Source organism: Rahnella aquatilis CIP 78.65 = ATCC 33071 (assembly GCF_000241955.1).
Taxonomy (GTDB): domain Bacteria; phylum Pseudomonadota; class Gammaproteobacteria; order Enterobacterales; family Enterobacteriaceae; genus Rahnella; species Rahnella aquatilis.
In genome coordinates this window covers 161,719-179,411 of record NC_016818.1, presented here as the reverse complement: position 1 = coordinate 179,411, position 17,693 = coordinate 161,719, and the positions used below count along the sequence as shown (strand labels likewise).

Below are 17,693 nucleotides of genomic sequence, written 5' to 3'. Positions count from 1 at the left end.
TACCGGGCACGGCTATTTTTACTCCTCCAGCCCGCGGTTTTTCAGCATCGGCTCAATCGACGGTGCTTTGCCGCGCCAGGTTTCATAGAGTTTTTCGAGATCTTCGCTGTTGCCGCGCGAGAGGATCTGATCACGGAATTTCTGACCGTTCTCCCGCGTCAGCCCGCCCTGTTCGGTAATGCCCGCAAAGGCATCGTCGGCCAGCATTTCGGTCCACAGATAAGCGTAATATCCCGCTGCATAACCGTTACCCCAGATGTGCTGGAAATAGCTGGAACGGTAGCGCGGCGGCACATACGCCAGATTCACTTTATCTTTCGCCAGCGACTCCGCTTCGAACTTATCGACATCCTGCTGCGGTGCGTCCGCGCCCAGGCTGTGCCAGTGCATATCCAGTAACGCAGCCGCCAGCAGTTCGGTCATGTCATAACCTTTGTTGAACTTGCTGGCTTTCTCGATTTTGTCCTGCAAGGCCTGCGGCATCACTTCACCGGTTTTATAATGTTTCGCAAAATGAGTAAACACTTTCGGGTCACTCGCCCAGTGCTCGTTAAACTGCGACGGGAATTCGACAAAATCACGCGGCGTCGCGGTACCGGAAAGGCCTGGGTATTCCTGATCGGCAAACAGGCCGTGCAGCGTGTGACCAAACTCGTGGAACAGGGTGATCACGTCATCCCACGACAGCAACGCCGGTTGCCCCGCAGCCGGTTTCTGGAAATTCGCCACATTATAAATCACCGGCTTGTTACCCAGCAGTTTCGACTGATCGACATAATTGCTCATCCATGCGCCACCGCCTTTATTATCGCGCTGATAATAATCGGCGTAGAACAACGCCATCGATTTGCCGTCCTTATCGAATACTTCAAAAACCCGCACATCAGGGTTATACACCGGCAGGTCTTTACGTTCTTTAAAAGTGATGCCGTACAGCAGGTTAGCGGCATAAAATACACCGTTTTCCAGCACATTATTCAGCTCGAAATAGGGTTTGATCTGCGCGTCGTCCAGATCATATTTCTCTTTGCGCACCTGCTGCGCGTAATGCTGCCAGTCCCAGGCGGCCACTTTGAAGCCGCCGTTCTGTTTATCGATTTCTGCCTGAATGTCAGCGGCCTCACGCCCGGCGCGGGCGGTCGCTGCCGGGACAATTTTATGCATGAAATCCAGAGCCGCCTTAGGCGTTTTCGCCATCTGGTCTTCCAGCTTCCATGCCGCATAGCTCGGGAAGCCCAGTACACGGGCCTGTTCCGCACGCACTTTTGCCAGCTTCGCGATCAGTTCGCGGGTGTCATTGGCATCGCCTTTTTCAGCGCGATTGATCGAGGCCTCATACAGCGCCTTGCGCGCTTCACGGTCATCCAGCGACTGTAACAACGGCTGCTGGGTGGTGTTTTGCAGCACCAGCAGCCAGGCGTTATCCAGTTTGCGATCTTTGGCGGCCTGCGCGGCTGCCGATAATTCGGCATCACTCAGCCCGGCGAGCTGCGCTTTATCTTTCACCGTCAGCCCGCCCGCTTTGGTGGCGGCCAGCAATTTATTAGTGAACTGCGTGCTGAGCGTCGCGGCCTGCTGGTTCAGCGCCCTGAGTTTGTCTTTATCGGCATCAGAAAGATTGGCACCTGCCAGTTCGAAATCCTTAAAAGTTACCTCAATCAGGCGCTGTGATTCCGGGGAAATTTTCAGGCTGCTGCGCTGGTCATAGACCGCTTTCAGCCGCGCAAACAGCTTGCTGTTGAGATGAATGCTGTCATCCATCGCCGCCAGTTTTGGCGAGGTATCTTCGTCAATTTTTTGCAGCGTATCGTTGGTGTTCGCACCGGTCATCGCACCAAAAACATTCTGTACGCGTTGTAGCATGACGCCGGATTTTTCCAGCGCCACATAGGTATTTTCAAAGGTTGGCGGTGCACTGTCGCTGGCAATTTTATCGACTTCAGCCAGTTTCTGGCGGATGCCTTCGAGGATCGCCGGTTCATAATCGCTGTCTTTATAGAGATTAAATTGCGGTGCCTGATATTCCAGCGGGCTGGGTTTCAGAAATGGGTTATCTGCATTGATTGCGTGATTCATGACGTGCTCCTGCGTTAATGCTGGTGCAGATGTGGGTTCTGCACCGACCGCGTATTGGCTGCATGCCAAAGTAATAGCCAGAAAAAGAGGAGAAATACGCATTTTGGATTTTCCTTTACCTGAGTTCCTTTAAGTCTTTCAGCATAGTAACAGGCGGGGAATTGGGCAAAATTGTAGGGATGCAATTTTCAGACAATTTCATTCTGCGCCAATAAGTTTGTAATGAGTCCCCCACCCCAGACTCAAAAGACAACGGGCTATCAGTCTTCAGTGTCTGAGTAATCTGACCCCGAACCAGAGGAGTCCATCCCTGACCAGCCATCATCACTTTCACCTGAACTCATGACTCGTGGTTTGTAATGATCCATATTTATTGAGTATTCATCCGATTTGAGGGACACCATTTTCGGAACGCGAATTTCAGGCCGGTAAAAACTGTTCACGATGTTAGACAGTTGGGTGTCATTACGGGCAGAAAGAATGACTTGCTGATCTGCCGGCGGTAAACTTCTGTTAGCGAGAATAATAGAATAAGCCAGCCCTAAAACAGAGAACATTTTCCCATTAAAAATTATCGCGTGACGGTTAAACTCCCGGGTTTCTAATATTCTGACAGCCTCTCTGCTCAGCTCGGGAATATGGCATCTCGGTATTACCAGAGCGACCTGATCCGTTAATACCATTGATGAGTTTCGGAAAACAGAATGAGAATAGGCTACTTTATAAAATATACTGCCAAAACGACTTGAGGTTTTGAGTAATGGCAATCCAATTTCCAAAGAAAAAAACACATAACCATCATTTCCCAGCATAGAAATATCAACAGGCTGAGTGTTATCTTCATTAAACCGGATCCCTTTGGAAATTAAATTCTTTCTGGAATATAAGGTCAGATCGCTACCCTTATTAACCACATCAAATGAATCCGTACAGTGAACAGCATAAAAAGGTGCCTGCGTCAGAACATTGAAAAAATTCTGCTCCTGACGGGTCAGTTTACCCAATGCAATGCGTAACACATGATAATTGTGCAAGGAATAATCATCTATTTTTTTCTTACCGGGATCCCATATTATTCCCTTTGCTGTCATAATATCATTCACCTGCGTAGCCCATTTATTACGCATGTTGTGTAAAATTCGTTTTCCTGCTTCATTCTTTGTAAGAACTTTTTTATTAGGCTCAAACATATATTAACATTCCATATTAAATAAAAACAATGATCACTGTAGAATAAAAAAACCTGTTCAACCACTTACTTAATAATTAATCACACCTAAAGCATAACAATAATAAATCGGGTTACGCCGGGATAAAATTATTATACGAGGCTCTGCACTTCTGATAACTTACTCATAACTGAAATAATAATTATAGGGATTGATATGTTCACCAATCAACTCTTTACAGACCAACGTTTTAGCGCCAGGCAATTTACCGGTGAAACACTGGAAAACTGCCGCTTTTATCGCTGCCGTTTCGACAGCACCGATCTGTCGGAAACCGCGTTTGTCGATTGTCTGTTTTACGATGATGAAGAGCAAAAAGGCTGCTCTTTCCAGCATGCCAAATTGCAGGATGCCAGCTTCAAACGCTGTGATCTGACGATGGCTGATTTTAAAAACGTTCAGGCGCTGGGCTGTGAAATCCGCGAATGCAAAGCCACCGGCGCAGATTTCAGCGGTGCCAGCTTTATGAATATGATCACCGCGCGCACCTGGTTTTGCAGCGCGTTCATGACTAAAAATAACTTCAGTTATGCGAACTTCAGCAAAGTTATTCTGGAGAAATGTGAACTGTGGGAAAACCGCTGGACGGGTGCCAATGTGCAAGGCGCAAACTTCAGCGGCTCCGATCTTTCCGGCGGCGAATTCACCGAGTTCGACTGGAACAACCTCAACATCACCCATTGCGACCTGACGAACTCAGATCTGGGCGAGCTGAATATCCGTAAAGTTGATCTGGATGGCGTGAAAATCGATGACTGGCAACAGAGTCATCTGCTGGAGAAATTGGGTGTGATTGTCATTCATTCGAAATGACGGGATTTGAAAGAGCAGTTAACGTTTTTTCTGTGCGAGAGTGCAAAGCGCCTCAATATTACTTTTTTCGCCTTCGGCCTCTTTCAGCTTGCGACGCTGTTCAGCGAATTTCTCATATTGCTGGCAGGCTTTTTCATCCGCTTCTTTTTTGCTGGTTTTACCGCTGCCCTGCAAAACGTCAAACTCATTGAAATTGAGAAATTGCTCAAGTTTATCCTCCCAGCTTTTTAAGAATATCTGCTGGCGGCGCTTAGTCTGATCTTCTGCGTAATCCAGCCACATTGAAATAATGCGATTCAGTTGATCAATTTCTTCTTCGCGTAAGTAATTTTTCGCAATCGTCGTATCAGTCTTACGCACCTGATCATATTTGAAACTGGTCAGTCCCATATCCGGCTGGCTGGCATCCGCGCGCTGAGCGATAATTTCCGCCGCTGTAAGGCCGGTGCAGGCAAAATGCAACTTATTCTGGATTGCCTGAAAGAAACGCGCGGTATCTTTATCTGTGGGCCGATAATCCGCCGCCATCGCAAAAATATCTTTGATACGAAGATAAATACGGCGTTCGCTGGCACGTATATCCCGGATGCGCTCCAACATTTCGTCGAAATAATCCGGCACGACTGACTGACCCACTGGCGGATTTTTCAGTCGTGGATCGTCCATGACAAACCCTTTAATGACATATTCTTGCAGGGTTTGTGTCGCCCACTGACGGAATTGCGTACCACGGGCAGAGCGGACGCGATATCCGACCGCAAGAATAACCGATAAATTGTAATGCCGAATTTGGCGGTTTATCTCTCTTTTACCTTCAGTTTGAACTTGTAAGTAATCCTTACAGGTTGAACTTTGAATGAGTTCACCTTCAGCGTAGATCGCTTTAATGTGCTGGGTAATCGCCTGCGGAGTTACCTGATAAAGCACTGACATCGCAGCCTGAGACAACCACAAAGTCTCCGACTCAAACCGACACTCAACCTGAAACTGTCCATCCTTAGTCCGAAACAGAACAAACTCACCTTCCGGCGCCAGAGGCGTAATGTGTTCATCCATCGGTACTTACTCCTTCAGCCAGCACGGGCGTTGATTCAGCAAACAATGGATTTATTCTACCTGTTTCCCCGGACTGCAAAAATAGCGGTTAATCTAACCCTCGCATGAAACCGCCCCGAAGGGCGGTTCATTTACTGCTATAAAACCGGGCCAATATTGACGTTGATATTGATATGAGAAACATTAATGCTCCATCCATCATTCTCAGTCTGGGCTGCTTGTCCCGCTTATTTTAAGCAAATGAAAATTGAGAAAGCTTAGCGCTAACTGAACTTCCTCGACAAAATAACCGCTCTCTGAAGCGGTTTTTTTGTGTCTGAAATCCTCACGCCCCGCCGAAAAGTGCGCTTCTCCCCCGCCCTTCATCAGGATCTCACCGCACTATGCTATAACAGACCTTCGCTTTAGCCACGAAATTAACCTTATGAAAGATAATAGTATTTATTCTCCTCAGGTCTCTGTGCCGGAAAAATCACGGGTGCTGGGCTGGTCTGATTTATTCTCGCTGTGGTTCTCACTCGGTATGGGCCTGATGGTGTTGCAGGCTGGGGCGATTCTGGCTCCGGGCCTCGGACTGGCGGGCTCGCTGGCAGCCATTGTGCTGGGGTCTGCCGTCGGCGTTGCGCTGCTGGCCCTGGTCGGGGTGACCGGCGGGCAGACAGGCATGTCATCAATGGCGTCGCTGAAGCTGAGTCTGGGCAAACGTGGTGTGGCGCTGCCGGTGCTGTTTAATCTGATCCAGCTGATCGGCTGGGGCGCGTTTGAAATTGTGGTGATGCGCGATGCCGCCAGTCTGCTGGCGAAACGCGTCTGGGGTGACGGCAGTTTTTGGGCGAACCCGACACTGTGGACGTTTACCTTCGGCGTCGTTGCCACCTTGCTGGCAGCCAGCGGGCCGCTGGCATTTATCCGTCTGGTGCTGCGCCGCTGGGGGATCTGGCTGTTGCTGGCGAGCTGTGCGTGGCTGACCGGTTATCTGTTCCTGCACGCCGGGTTATCCACACTGTGGCATAAAGCCGGGGACGGTTCGATGCCGTTCGCGCTGGCCTGTGACATCGTGGTGTCGATGGCATTTTCGTGGTTGCCGCTGGTGTCGGATTACACCCGTTTTGGCAAATCGGCGCGGCAAAACTTCTGGGGAACGGCCTGCGGATACTTCCTCGGCAGCGTGTGGATGATGTCACTCGGTGTCGCTTATACGCTGGCGTTTGTCAGCACATCGGCAGATGCCAATGCGCTACTGCTGGCGCTCTCAGGCGTTGCGCTGGGTATTCCACTGCTGCTGATTCTGGTGGAGGAGCATGAAAATGCCTTTGCGGATATTCACTCGGCGGCGGTGTCGGCGGGGACTTCCCTGCCGGTCAGCGTCGGCAAACTGACGCTGGGTATCGGCCTGCTGTGTACGCTGATCGCCTGGGCCGTTCCGCTGACGCAATACGAAAACTTCCTGCTGCTGATTGGCTCCGTGTTTGCGCCGCTGTTCGGTGTGGTGCTGACGCATCATTTTGTTCTGCGCAGGCAGAGCCACGAGAATCTGAATATCCGTTCTGTTGCGGCCTGGTTTACTGGCATTGCGGTTTATCATCTGATGGCAAACCTGCTGCCGGATATCGGCGCGACTATACCTTCACTGCTGGTGGCGGGGCTGGTGTGCTGGGGATTAGGGCGTAAAGCCTGAGATAAAAAAACCGCCCCGAAGGGCGGTTTCTCTACTGCTACAAACCAGACCCCATGTTGACGTTAATATTGATATGAGAAACGTTAACGTTCCACCCATCATTCTCAGACGTCATCAAAGAACCCAGCACAACGATCAGTGCGTATATACACTTTTTCATTGTTACGGCCTTTTATAGCCGCGTTTCACCCATAAGCACCGGGACCGACAGGAGAAGGACAAGCAGTGTTGAGGTTGCTCGTCCCCGCGGTACTTAAGTGCTATTTCCTGAGCCCGGTGACCTGTCGCTAAACAGGCGAAACTAGCTCCGCGCGCAGACTAGCACTAAGACCATATAAAAAGTAAGTCAATTTTGTTATCACTCAGCTTGTTCGTTTCGGGTGAATCATGTACAGTTCTTTTCGTTGGGGTTGCTCGTTCCCGCTTGTTTTAAAAGGTTGGTTTAGCGCTAACTAAATCACCAATAAAAAAACCGCTCTCTAAAGCGGTTTTTTTGTGCCTGAAATCGGGAAATTACAAAGCAATATCCGCAGGATGTTTCGGCTCTTGTTTTGCCTGAACATCCAGCGGGCGCAACTGAACCACATCGGCTACCGGTGTTGTGATCATCGACGGCGTTTCCAGTTGCAGAATGCGGCTGGTTTCCAGCAACTCTTTCTCGGTCGCTTCGATATTGCCATTCAGTTTGGTGCCGTAAGACGGGATGATTTCCCGGAATTTGGCCTGCCATTCTGCACTGGCTGCGCGCTCCTTAAAGACGGTTTCCAGCAGTTTCATCATGATCGGTGCGGCGGTTGACGCGCCCGGTGATGCACCCAGCAACGCCGCAATACTGCCATCTTTTGCGCTCACTACTTCAGTGCCCAGACGCAATACGCCGCCGTGTTTGCCATCTTTTTTGATGACCTGCACACGTTGTCCGGCCACCCAGCGTTTCCAGTCTTTCTGCTCGGCTTCGGGGAAAAATTCCTTCAGCGCGGCATGACGGTCTTCATCGCTGAGCATCACCTGCCCGACCAGATATTTCACCAGATCAAAGTTACCCATACCGACATGCGTCATCGGCAACAGGTTGGAACTGTTCACACTGCCAAACAGGTCCCAAAGGGAACCGTTTTTCAGGAACTTACTGGAGAAGGTGGCGAACGGCCCGAACAGCAGAACCTGTTTACCATCGATAATACGGGTGTCGAGATGCGGAACGGACATCGGTGGCGCGCCCACGGCTGCTTTGCCGTACACCTTCGCCAGATGGCGTTTCACCACATCCTGATTTTCTGTCACCAGGAATTCACCGCCGACCGGGAAACCGCCGTATTCACGCGCTTCCGGAATGCCGGATTTTTGCAGCAGCGTCAGGGACGCACCGCCTGCACCGATGAACACGAATTTCGCGTTCACCACGCGATGCTTGTGGCTGTGTTTCAGGTCGGTAATGGTGACACGCCAGCTTTTATCCGGATTGCGCTGGATATCGCGCACTTCCTGACCATTTGCCAGCGTGAAATTGGATTTTTTCTGCAACGCCTCAACCAGCTGACGGGTCACTTCGCCGAAGTTCACGTCCGTACCTGCTGTGGTGCGGGTTGCGGCAACTTTCTGCTTCGGATCCCGGCCATCCATGACTGCCGGGATCCATTGTCTGATTTGTTCCGGGTCTTCCGAATATTCCATCCCGCGGAACAGCGTGCTTTCCTGCAACGCAGCAAAACGTTTGCGCAGGAAATCGATATTCTCATCGCCCCAGACAAAGCTCATGTGCGGCACGCTGTTGATGAACGAGCGCGGATTATTCAGCACACCTTTCTGCACCTGATACGCCATAAACTGACGGGAAACCTGGAAGGCTTCGTTGATCGCCACGGCCTTGGTGATATCGACAGAACCGTCGGGCATCAGCGGGGTATAGTTCATTTCTGCCAGTGCGGAATGGCCGGTACCGGCGTTATTCCAGCCGTTGGAGCTTTCCTGCGCCACACTATCCATGCGTTCGATCATATGGACCGACCAGTCCGGCTCGAGTTCCTGGAGATAGGTCCCCAGGGTAGCACTCATGATGCCGCCGCCGACCAGCAAAACATCAACGGATTTTTCGTCTTCTGCGGCCGCAGGCTCGCTGGCACCCAGTGAGTCACGGTTGAGAAGCATACCAAGTATCTTTCTCATGACGTCTGTTTCTCTAAATGTTCAGTTCTGTTATGAATCGTTGTTGTGACAATCGAACAAGAAATTAGCAAAAAAACACGCGGGATCGTTACTGAAACTTCATTTTTTCAAATGATGGCTAAGAATATAACATTATCAATACAAAATTTAAAAAAGGATTTAACGTTTCAACAAAACAGGCAAACGGGATATCGGACAACGCTTCAGGCCGCGTCACATCTGGATTTGAAGGGATTGGCAAGGCAATTCAGGGCGGTTTTCTGGCGGTCAAAGAACGCGCTATTCGTGCTAAATCGGGTTTGGCGTCGCGGAATATCAAAAAGTGAGGGAAAGCCATCAACCGGCGGTCCGATGACCGCCGGCATCAGGAGGTTAACTGTCGGGCATTTCCATTGAGCGGATCACCAGAAAATCTTCTGAAATACCTGCACCTTTGTCCACCTTCTGCACATCATGTACAAACCAGGCATATATCTCTGAGGGAGCGCTGTCTTCAGGCCAGGGTGGCGGTAATCCCTCATAAGCAGCGTGCCCGTAAGCCAAAAACTTTTTCGCCCTGCGTAATGCAGGAATGTAAACATCGGGCACGAGCTGACGCCGGGTATCGTGGCTATTGGGCATTTCCATCACATTTTGCATACTCAGTGCGGCGCGGTGAACATCATCCAGCCAGCCCCAGTGTTTACGCAAGATATCCATCTCATTGCGAATATCACTGGCGGTCTCCTGCGCTTTTGGCGAGATACCTAACAGGCCTGCCGATGCACCTGCGGAAGCCATCACCTGCCCGCGTTGTTCGGCATATTTTATGCACTGACTGCGATAAAGATAAAACTGTCTGCCCAGCCAGTCGATATAGCTGTCGAGGTGCAGGTTCTGCGCGGCAACGCTGAGGTTTTTAAAAGGCACTGCCTGCTGATATAACGCTGTCCACTGTGCGACCGAATTTTCCTTCACGCTGTTTTCCATAATGAAGTATTCGGCAATAACTGGGTTACTTTGATGTAATGTCTGAAAATCGGGGAAGGGAACGCCTGCCAGCATAGCCTCACGGTACATTCTGTGTAAGGCGACCCGGCACAACTCGGCGCTCGGTTTTTGCTCATCAGGTTTTAGCCCGCCCCCCACATCTTCAGAACAGCCGGGCAGTAACTCCTCGCGGTATTTTTGCTTATCGCCGCCTAAGCGGTAAAGGCTGCGCCAGACCCGCGTTTCGTGTGCCGCCACCAGATGCAGGGCGCTTTTCACCGCAGCCGGTAACGGGGTATCCTGATCGACATATTTATCCCCCAGCAAAATGCTGATCCCCCTGATGGGGCCGCCGAATGCCCCCACAAACCAGTCCACACCGTTGTTATTACTGGCAGGCGTATGCCGGGCACAATCGAATAAACCGGCAAAAATAATCTCAACGGGAATACCCTGATAAACGTATTTATCGCCCTGCTTCTGGCAAATATCGTCGAGCAGCGTATCCAGAAACTTACGCGCCAGAGTTGCCCCGAGGTCGTAACCGAATAACGAGACCGAGATCAGCTTGATGGGCACCTGACTGCTGGTCACCGCTCTTTCAAAAAAGCGTTCGAAACGCAGTTTTGCCGCAGTGATTCGCGTATCTACGCCCGTCACCAGCATGTCGGCAATAACAGGATTGTCACGCAACCAGGGAGTTGCTTCGATGCTCACTTTTTTCACCACACTTTTCGTGATATCCCCGGTCAGCTTCAAAAATTCGGTGGGTTTAATCAGCTTTTTACCGACATCTTTTAATACTTCCCACCACTTGCCTGTTTTAAAAAATTCTATGCCTGCTTCTTTGGCAATATCCCAGGGCTGATCTTTTAAATCATCCAGCGCGCTGCCTTGCGCACCATCCATAATGGCGTGGAGCTTAGTTGTTAGATCTTCATTAAATGGGGTTCCGAGACCTGAAACATAAAATTTTGCATAGCTACATTTAGTTGAGTTTTGGAGTTCATCAGGAAATGCTCTATAGAGGCGTGCGATATTACTTAACCGATCTTCTGTGGCATCCTGTTCGATATTTCGATGAATACCATCAAAGAAGTAACCTACGTGTAAAGCTCGGGAGCAATTTCCTATACCGGCATCATTTTCCTGCTGCGCACGATTCGCAGCAGCGACAAGGCTTTCGATATCCATTAGTGATCTCCCCGTACAACTGATTTAGGAGAAATTTCAGGATGTTTTTCATAAGGCGACCAGGCATTATCACTCCATCCTAATAAAACTTTATCTCCGGGCAGGAAATGAACGTGCAAATCATCTTCCCCCCATTTTCGTTCGGGAAGTGGCATAATTACTTTATGGATTTCAGTACGAGTTCCTGCCTGATATTGCGCAAGGGTGTAATCAACTGTCCAGACAACTTCCGCCGTCTTTCCGCTGATACTGCCACAACAGGTCGCGCCCCCACCGCCATATGCAAATGCATTCGATCCCGCCACGCCATTCACACTAAATCCCCGTATAGGGCGATCAATTTCGCTGTGAATAATTAATGTCACCGGCCCGGTCGGTGGTCCCCAGATGGATGCCCAGACTAACCAGCCTCCCCATCCGAGTATGAACACTAATAATCCTGCGACCAGCCATTTACCCCAGCGCGCATAGCCGCGATTAACGGCCCCGTCTATTTTTTCCAGTCTGTTAAAAAAATTCATTTTATTTCTCTCGTTATTTATTTTGACTGACGGAATCAGATGCCTGCCGCTGGTAATTTATTATCCTTGCCGGGATGTTTTTCATAAGGTGACCAGGCATTGTCACTCCACCCTAATAAAACTTTATCTCCGGGCAGGAAATGAACGTGCAAATCATCTTCCCCCCATTTGCGTTCGGGAAGGGGCATGACGATGCGACGGTTTTCCGTACGCAGCCCTGCATTGTATTGGGCGCGGGTTGTACTCAATGTCCAGACAACTTCCGCCGTCTTTCCGCTGATACTGCCACAACAGGTCGCGCCCCCACCGCCATATGCAAACGCATTGGATCCCGCCACACCATTCACACTAAATCCCAAAATAGGCCGGTCAATTTCGCTGTGAATAATTAATGTCACCGGCCCGGTCGGCGGCCCCCAGAGGGATGCCCAGACCAACCAGCCTCCCCATCCCAGTATGAACAGTAATAATCCTGCGCCCAGCCATTTACCCCAGCGCGCATAGCCGCGATTGACGGCTCCGTCTATTTTTTCCAGTCTTTTAAAAAAATCCATTTTATTTCTCACGTTATTTTATTTTTGACTGACGTAATCAGATGCCTGCCGCAGATAATTTATCAACCTTGTCAGGATGTTTTTCATAAGGTGACCAGACATTGTCACTCCACCCTAATAAAACTTTATCTCCGGGGAGGAAATGAACGTGCAAATCATCTTCCCCCCATTTTCGTTCGGGAAGTGGCATAATTACTTTATGGATTTCAGTACGAGTTCCTGCCTGATATTGCGCAAGGGTGTAATCAACAGTCCAGATAACTTCCGCCGTCTTCCCGCTGATACTGCCACAACAGGTTGTTTTACCCCCGCCATGAGCAAATGCATTGGGCCCAGCCACACCATTCACACTAAATCCCCGGATAGGCCGGTCAATTTCGCTGTGAATAATTAATGTCACCGGTCCGGTCGGCGGCCCCCAGAGGGATGCCCAGATTAACCAGCCTCCCCATCCCAGTATGAACAATAATAATCCCGCGCCCAGCCATTTACCCCAGCGTACATAGCCGCGATTAACGGTTCCGCCTATTTTTTCCAGTCTGTTAAAAAAATCCATTTTATTTCTCGCTATGACTTTTATTTACGATTTACTGTATCTGGGATTTCTTCAGCCTTCGGGCTAATAAAGCCACCCCCCCACCATAAGCGCACTTTGTCTCCAGGCAGAAAATAAACATGCAGATAATTCTCCCCCCATTTTCGCTCAGGGATAGGCATAACAACACGTCGTTTTTCGAGACGCATCCCCTTAAGATACTGTTCATGTGTAATATCAAGAGTCCACATAACATCTGCTTCTTGACCGCTGATACTTCCACAACACGTGGATTTACCAGAACCTGATGCGTAAGGGTTTTCTTTATCATGTGCTGAAGAATTAGCACCCGCTACACCATTCACACTAAATCCCAAAATAGGCCGGTCAATTTCGCTGTGAATAATTAATGTCACCGGCCCGGTCGGCGGCCCCCAGATTGATGCCCAGACTAACCAGCCACCCCATCCCAGTATGAACAGTAATAATCCTGCGCCCAGCCATTTACCCCAGCGCGCATAGCCGCGATTAACGGCTCCGTCTATTTTTTCCAGTCTTCTAAAAAAATCCATTTTATTCCCTTATTTTACTGTACCTAGTCGAATAATATCATATTCAATTTACCAGCGTTAACCTGACTCTCTTAGATTCATCAAGGTACGGAAGGCATATAAAAATCATTCCGAGAGGATATAAAAACATTAAGCCGATAATTTTCCACGGAATTGAATACATCGTGATGTTTTGATACCAAAAACATAAAGAGGCGAATAATAACGGATGCAATAAACAGGAAAGTATAAACAAGCGATAATATTTTCTAAACTGATATTTCTTTCTAAAAAGCGCGTTAAGAGAGAAAGCCGCCATTAAAAATACAATAACATCAACAAAGGAATTTAAAACCAAAGGAATCAGTTTGACATCACTCCCATCGGTTATGGGTATATTTAAGTCATAGATGAATTCGATAAACAGCGAGGCATTAAAAACGAGCATTGAAGATAAATGTAAAACGACTACGATCAACCAGCCACCAATTCCTGTCAGTTTTTGACGGTCCTGTTCAGAACAACAGGTACAGATTTTAATTTCTTGTTCACTATTCATTTCAAACTCCTATTAATGCACGAGGGTCATCCTGACTCTTTTTGAACATTTCAAATAAGGATACGCAAGACAGGCTAATACTATAGGATAACTAGCCGAATCAAAAAAGAACGTCCATGGTATATAACCATATAAAAATATCTCCTCCATATTAATTAAAATAACTTCGAAAAATGAAGATGATATTAATATAACAATAAAAATCTTAAATACCCTCTTGAATCTTTCACATTTTCTTATCAGAAAAACCAACGCATATATTGCAAAGCCAATAATTAAAAAATCCATAACGCAAAATATTAAAAACTTAACCACCCTGATCTTTTCCTCAAAAATCAATGAATTGATTCCATACAATGGCAGGGTTATTAAACTTATTGCTTTAAAGATAATTTCGAGCATCAGATTCAGAGCAATTATAATTAAGCCACCGCCCAATCTGGAATATTTCCCTTGCCTGAATACAGTACAACATACGCAGGGCGTTAAACTAATTTCACCATCCTGATGTTCTTCTTTCATATAATGACTTTCCTTGTTATTAATAGTGTTATGACTGCCATTTACTTGCAAGTGCATTGCTTAGTATTTCTTTAAGGGATACTTCCCCCTGTGAAACCTTACCAAGTGACACCTGCATTCCTTCCGATTCCAGTATTTTCTTCCCGCCGTTAAGGTAATAAAGTGCATACAGTTTGCTGTCGACGCCTGCGGGCATTCCGGCCAGCCGTGCTTTTTCCAGTGCTTTAATCACCATGTCGCCCTGCGAACAGGGAGGAAAATGCTGACTGGCAGGCATTTTCTGCCACTGGGTTAAAATCGCACCGACTTCAGGTTCATCCATAATCTGTTGCCAGATTTCTTCATTTAGCCTGACGGCATGATCCCGTGGATTTTCTGCAGTAGATGCCAGCAGAGGAACAGGCTGCCAGCTCCCTTCTAAAGGTGCCCACCACCGGGTGATATTCCTGAACAGAAAGGTGTGCCATTCCTGTTCACCACATTGCGCGAGCAGACTGATCACCTGTCGGGTATAAAAGCGAATCAGTGCAGTAGTGTCATCCGGGCCAATCACTGTGCAGGCATAAGAAAGTTGCGCCGCAAGTGCTCCTGAAAGGCAGGATTTAGTCGCAATCACACCCACAACGCCGGGTGTGTCCTTTATCTTTTGTGTGAGTTCATTGTTATTTTTCACCGCCAGTAGCCACGGCCCGTAATTTTTAAACTCGGCGAGTTGCGGATGGAGGTATAAAGAATACATTTCCGAAGCATTGACCGTGTAAAAGGCCTCAAATGCTTGGGTTTCCTGTGCGCCACCTTCTAACAATAAATAAAAATAACCGTTCTCTGTTTCAACTGCGGACTCTGCTAATGCTGTTGACTCAATCATTTACGCTCCCTGTACGATGGCATCGTTGGCTTTGATGGCGTTAAGTAAGCATTCGATACAAATCTTGTTTTTAAGCTCAGGATACTGTCCCGGCAAATAGGGCATATTCAGCCGTACAGGGTTCGCCACCGTCAGCACCGTGTGCGGCGTTTTCCTGAAATACTCACCCGCCGTGCCGTACTCAATTTTGCCGTCCTGCAGGATCAGGTAGCTGCCACCGCCAATCAGCGTGATGCGCTTTTTCGCGCTGAACAGGATGTCGCCGTCCACCGCCGTGATGCTCACTTTTTTGCCCGCCGCCAGTGACAGCTGGTTGTTCTGCGCCTGAACGTCGACCTTACCCTCGCCAGCCTTCAGGCTCATTTCGCCCTTCAGGGCAAAGATGCCCATTTCCTGCCCGGTGTTGACGGTCAGGTTCTTAATCACCCCGATATCCGCGTTTTTTCCGGCGTTCAGTATCATATTTTGGGTCGCCGCCAGCTGCATATGTTCGCCGCTGGTCAGCGCCATGCCTTCCGGGGCGCTGGCCAGCACCACCTGATTTATCGGCTTCAGCCGTTCGCTGAACATGGCGATTTGCGCCGCGATGTCGGCCTCCAGCGCTTTGGCCTCCGCGGCGGCCTGGCTGAGGGCTTTCACCTGACCCTGCAGGTATTCGATTTCGGTCATCGCCGCGAGGTTATCCGGCACCTGACCCTGCGCCTGCGGCTGGGCGTCCGCGCTGAGAAAGACGCCCTTACCGCCGCGCAGGGCGCCGTGTTCATCGGTGCGCAGCTCGAAACCTTCGCCGCGCGGCGCGTTTTGCGCATCGACGATATGCCCGCTATTCAGCTGGGTCTTGCCGTATTCGGTGGCGAGTTTGATGTGCTCCTCACCGCGCCGGTCCTCCATCCGCAGTTTGTTATTTGACGGGGTGCGCAGGACGTTGCGGGTGTGGTTCCGTTCGGTCACGTGGTCGGGATGTTCAGAGTCGTGCAGCGCGGCGGCGATATACGGCCGGTCGGGGTCGCCGCCGTCAAAGGCGATGGCCACGTCGGTGCCGTCGGTCAGCGGCATATGCCAGCCGTAGCCGTCACCGCCGTAGGGTTTGGCGAGGCGCACCCACAGGTACGCATAACCGGCATCGGCCGAGGCGCGGTCGCCGTCAATCCGTACGCGGTAACGCCCCTGATTATCCAGCCACGCATAGGTGTCGCCTTTGGCCGGGCTTTCCACCCGCGCCGGTATCGTGCCGCTGAGCACCGGCCGCGCCGGCGGTTCGGGGCGAAAGCCAATCGTTTCGCGGTAGGCCATGCCCCAGATATTGAGGCGGAAGTGGTCGGTGCGCGAGCCTTTGGCGACGATGCGGGTAATCAGGATGCCGTCCGGCAGGTCGCTGAACGGGTAGGCCTGCGGTTCCAGCACCTGACCCGGCGCCAGTCCGCTGCCGGTGGTGCGGGCAAAAATGCGGCACTGGTGATTCAGCTGACGTTCATGGCGGATGCGGGCGTAGAACGCGCCGGTTTCGGCGGCGGCGTCCATGTCTTCACCGGCCTCGCGGTAGGGTCGGGCGTACAGGTAGCTTTCGCCGGTCACCGGCGCGGCGCTGCGCACCTGCGCGCTGGTATCGAGCGGCGTGGTCGCCTCGCGGTAGTTGTAATCGCGTTTGAAGATTTTGCCGGTCACGGCGTTCCAGTGGATTTTCAGTCCCCAGACGCTTTCGGCGTGGGCGTCGCTCATCCCCGACGGCTCGCAGTACGGCAGGGTGACGCCAAACCGGTACTGCTCCGGCCCGTCGCCGAACAGCACTTTCTCACACGTCAGGCGGGTGTCCGCCTCAAAGCGGAACCAGATACCGACCTCGGCCAGAATACGTTTGATAAACTGCAGGTCGGTCTCGCCCCACTGGGTGATAAGCTCGCGGTCGGGGTAGGTGTGGCTGAGGCGAAACTCAAAATCCTGCCCCTCCAGCCCGTGTTTGCGCAGAATAAATTCCACCACTTCAGGCACCGACTGGTTCTGAAAAATAAAGCTGTTGGTGCTGTTTTCCAGCAGCCGCAGGCGCGGCACCAGCTCGAGGCGGTACAGGGTTTCATCGGCGGAGGTGGAGAGGCGCTGAAAGTCACGAATAACGCCGTACACGGCGCGTTCAGGCTGGAAAGGCGTGCCCATCGTGAAGCTGGCGAACTGGCGCAGCATCTGTGCGGCACCGATATCCGGTGCGGGGCAGGTGACGTCAACGGTGTAGGAAAAGGTCTCGCTGAGCTGTTCTTCGCCGCGAAAATTCAGCACGTCCAAAGCGTACGGGCTGTTCCAGATAGCAAGAGAATAACGGGAAAGTGTGTCCATTCCGGTCCCTGGTTGGCATGTGAAAAGCATCCTGCTTTTCGGGGTGTGAGGAAACTGTATTCACATGGTGAAAT

The 17,693-nt window shown here is 50.3% G+C and carries 15 protein-coding genes; 2 read left to right on the top strand and 13 right to left on the bottom strand.

All coding sequences use genetic code 11. The annotated features are described in order from the left end of the window. Nucleotides 1-18: 18 nt before the first annotated feature. Complete coding sequence (gene dcp, locus RAHAQ2_RS00795) at nucleotides 19-2,178, bottom strand: peptidyl-dipeptidase Dcp (protein WP_014333433.1); 2,160 nt, start codon at nucleotides 2,176-2,178, stop codon at nucleotides 19-21. A 158-nt stretch (nucleotides 2,179-2,336) separates the two neighbouring features. Then, nucleotides 2,337-3,266 (bottom strand): hypothetical protein, encoded by a 930-nt coding sequence (locus RAHAQ2_RS00790; protein ID WP_014333432.1) that lies wholly within the window; start codon nucleotides 3,264-3,266, stop codon nucleotides 2,337-2,339. 195 nt (nucleotides 3,267-3,461) lie between these two features. Here RAHAQ2_RS00790 and RAHAQ2_RS00785 point away from each other — a divergent pair, with 195 nt between their 5' ends. Continuing rightward, entirely contained in the window at nucleotides 3,462-4,118 is a 657-nt protein-coding gene (locus RAHAQ2_RS00785; RefSeq protein ID WP_014333431.1) for a Qnr family pentapeptide repeat protein, read from the top strand. A gap of 18 nt (nucleotides 4,119-4,136) precedes the next feature. On the opposite strand, the gene RAHAQ2_RS00780 is transcribed toward RAHAQ2_RS00785, so the two are convergent. After that, nucleotides 4,137-5,174, bottom strand: coding sequence for a virulence RhuM family protein (locus RAHAQ2_RS00780; RefSeq protein WP_014333430.1), 1,038 nt, complete (start codon nucleotides 5,172-5,174; stop codon nucleotides 4,137-4,139). 424 nt (nucleotides 5,175-5,598) lie between these two features. On the opposite strand from RAHAQ2_RS00780, the gene cytX reads away from it, so the two are divergent. Continuing rightward, nucleotides 5,599-6,852: a putative hydroxymethylpyrimidine transporter CytX gene (cytX, locus tag RAHAQ2_RS00775; protein ID WP_014333428.1), complete on the top strand. Its 1,254-nt coding sequence runs from the start codon at nucleotides 5,599-5,601 to the stop codon at nucleotides 6,850-6,852. A gap of 513 nt (nucleotides 6,853-7,365) precedes the next feature. Here the strand turns inward: cytX and mqo are convergent. The 10 genes from mqo to RAHAQ2_RS00725 all read right to left on the bottom strand — a co-directional run bounded on the left by mqo (nucleotide 7,366) and on the right by RAHAQ2_RS00725 (nucleotide 17,619). Continuing rightward, complete coding sequence (mqo, locus tag RAHAQ2_RS00770; protein WP_014333427.1) at nucleotides 7,366-9,018, bottom strand: malate dehydrogenase (quinone); 1,653 nt, start codon at nucleotides 9,016-9,018, stop codon at nucleotides 7,366-7,368. A 372-nt stretch (nucleotides 9,019-9,390) separates the two neighbouring features. Next, nucleotides 9,391-11,181 carry a DUF2235 domain-containing protein gene (locus RAHAQ2_RS00765; RefSeq protein WP_014333426.1) on the bottom strand — a complete coding sequence of 597 codons (1,791 nt, stop codon included), beginning with the start codon at nucleotides 11,179-11,181 and terminating at the stop codon, nucleotides 9,391-9,393. After that, entirely contained in the window at nucleotides 11,181-11,702 is a 522-nt protein-coding gene (locus RAHAQ2_RS00760) for a DUF3304 domain-containing protein (protein ID WP_014333425.1), read from the bottom strand. Before RAHAQ2_RS00760 ends, RAHAQ2_RS00765 begins: the two co-directional genes overlap by 1 nt. Nucleotides 11,703-11,737: 35 nt before the next feature. Next, a complete protein-coding gene (locus RAHAQ2_RS00755; protein ID WP_014333424.1) occupies nucleotides 11,738-12,256 on the bottom strand; it encodes a DUF3304 domain-containing protein in 519 nt (172 codons plus the stop codon). A 37-nt stretch (nucleotides 12,257-12,293) separates the two neighbouring features. Continuing rightward, nucleotides 12,294-12,812: a DUF3304 domain-containing protein gene (locus RAHAQ2_RS00750; protein ID WP_014333423.1), complete on the bottom strand. Its 519-nt coding sequence runs from the start codon at nucleotides 12,810-12,812 to the stop codon at nucleotides 12,294-12,296. Nucleotides 12,813-12,832: 20 nt separating this feature from the next. Then, entirely contained in the window at nucleotides 12,833-13,363 is a 531-nt protein-coding gene (locus RAHAQ2_RS00745; RefSeq protein ID WP_014333422.1) for a DUF3304 domain-containing protein, read from the bottom strand. A gap of 43 nt (nucleotides 13,364-13,406) precedes the next feature. Then, nucleotides 13,407-13,901, bottom strand: a complete 495-nt coding sequence (locus tag RAHAQ2_RS00740; protein WP_014333421.1) for a DUF2569 family protein — start codon at nucleotides 13,899-13,901, stop codon at nucleotides 13,407-13,409. A gap of 12 nt (nucleotides 13,902-13,913) precedes the next feature. After that, nucleotides 13,914-14,423 (bottom strand): DUF2569 family protein, encoded by a 510-nt coding sequence (locus RAHAQ2_RS00735; protein WP_014333420.1) that lies wholly within the window; start codon nucleotides 14,421-14,423, stop codon nucleotides 13,914-13,916. 28 nt (nucleotides 14,424-14,451) lie between these two features. After that, complete coding sequence (locus RAHAQ2_RS00730; RefSeq protein ID WP_014333419.1) at nucleotides 14,452-15,291, bottom strand: DUF4123 domain-containing protein; 840 nt, start codon at nucleotides 15,289-15,291, stop codon at nucleotides 14,452-14,454. Further along, entirely contained in the window at nucleotides 15,292-17,619 is a 2,328-nt protein-coding gene (locus RAHAQ2_RS00725) for a type VI secretion system Vgr family protein (protein WP_014333418.1), read from the bottom strand. Nucleotides 17,620-17,693: the final 74 nt, after the last annotated feature.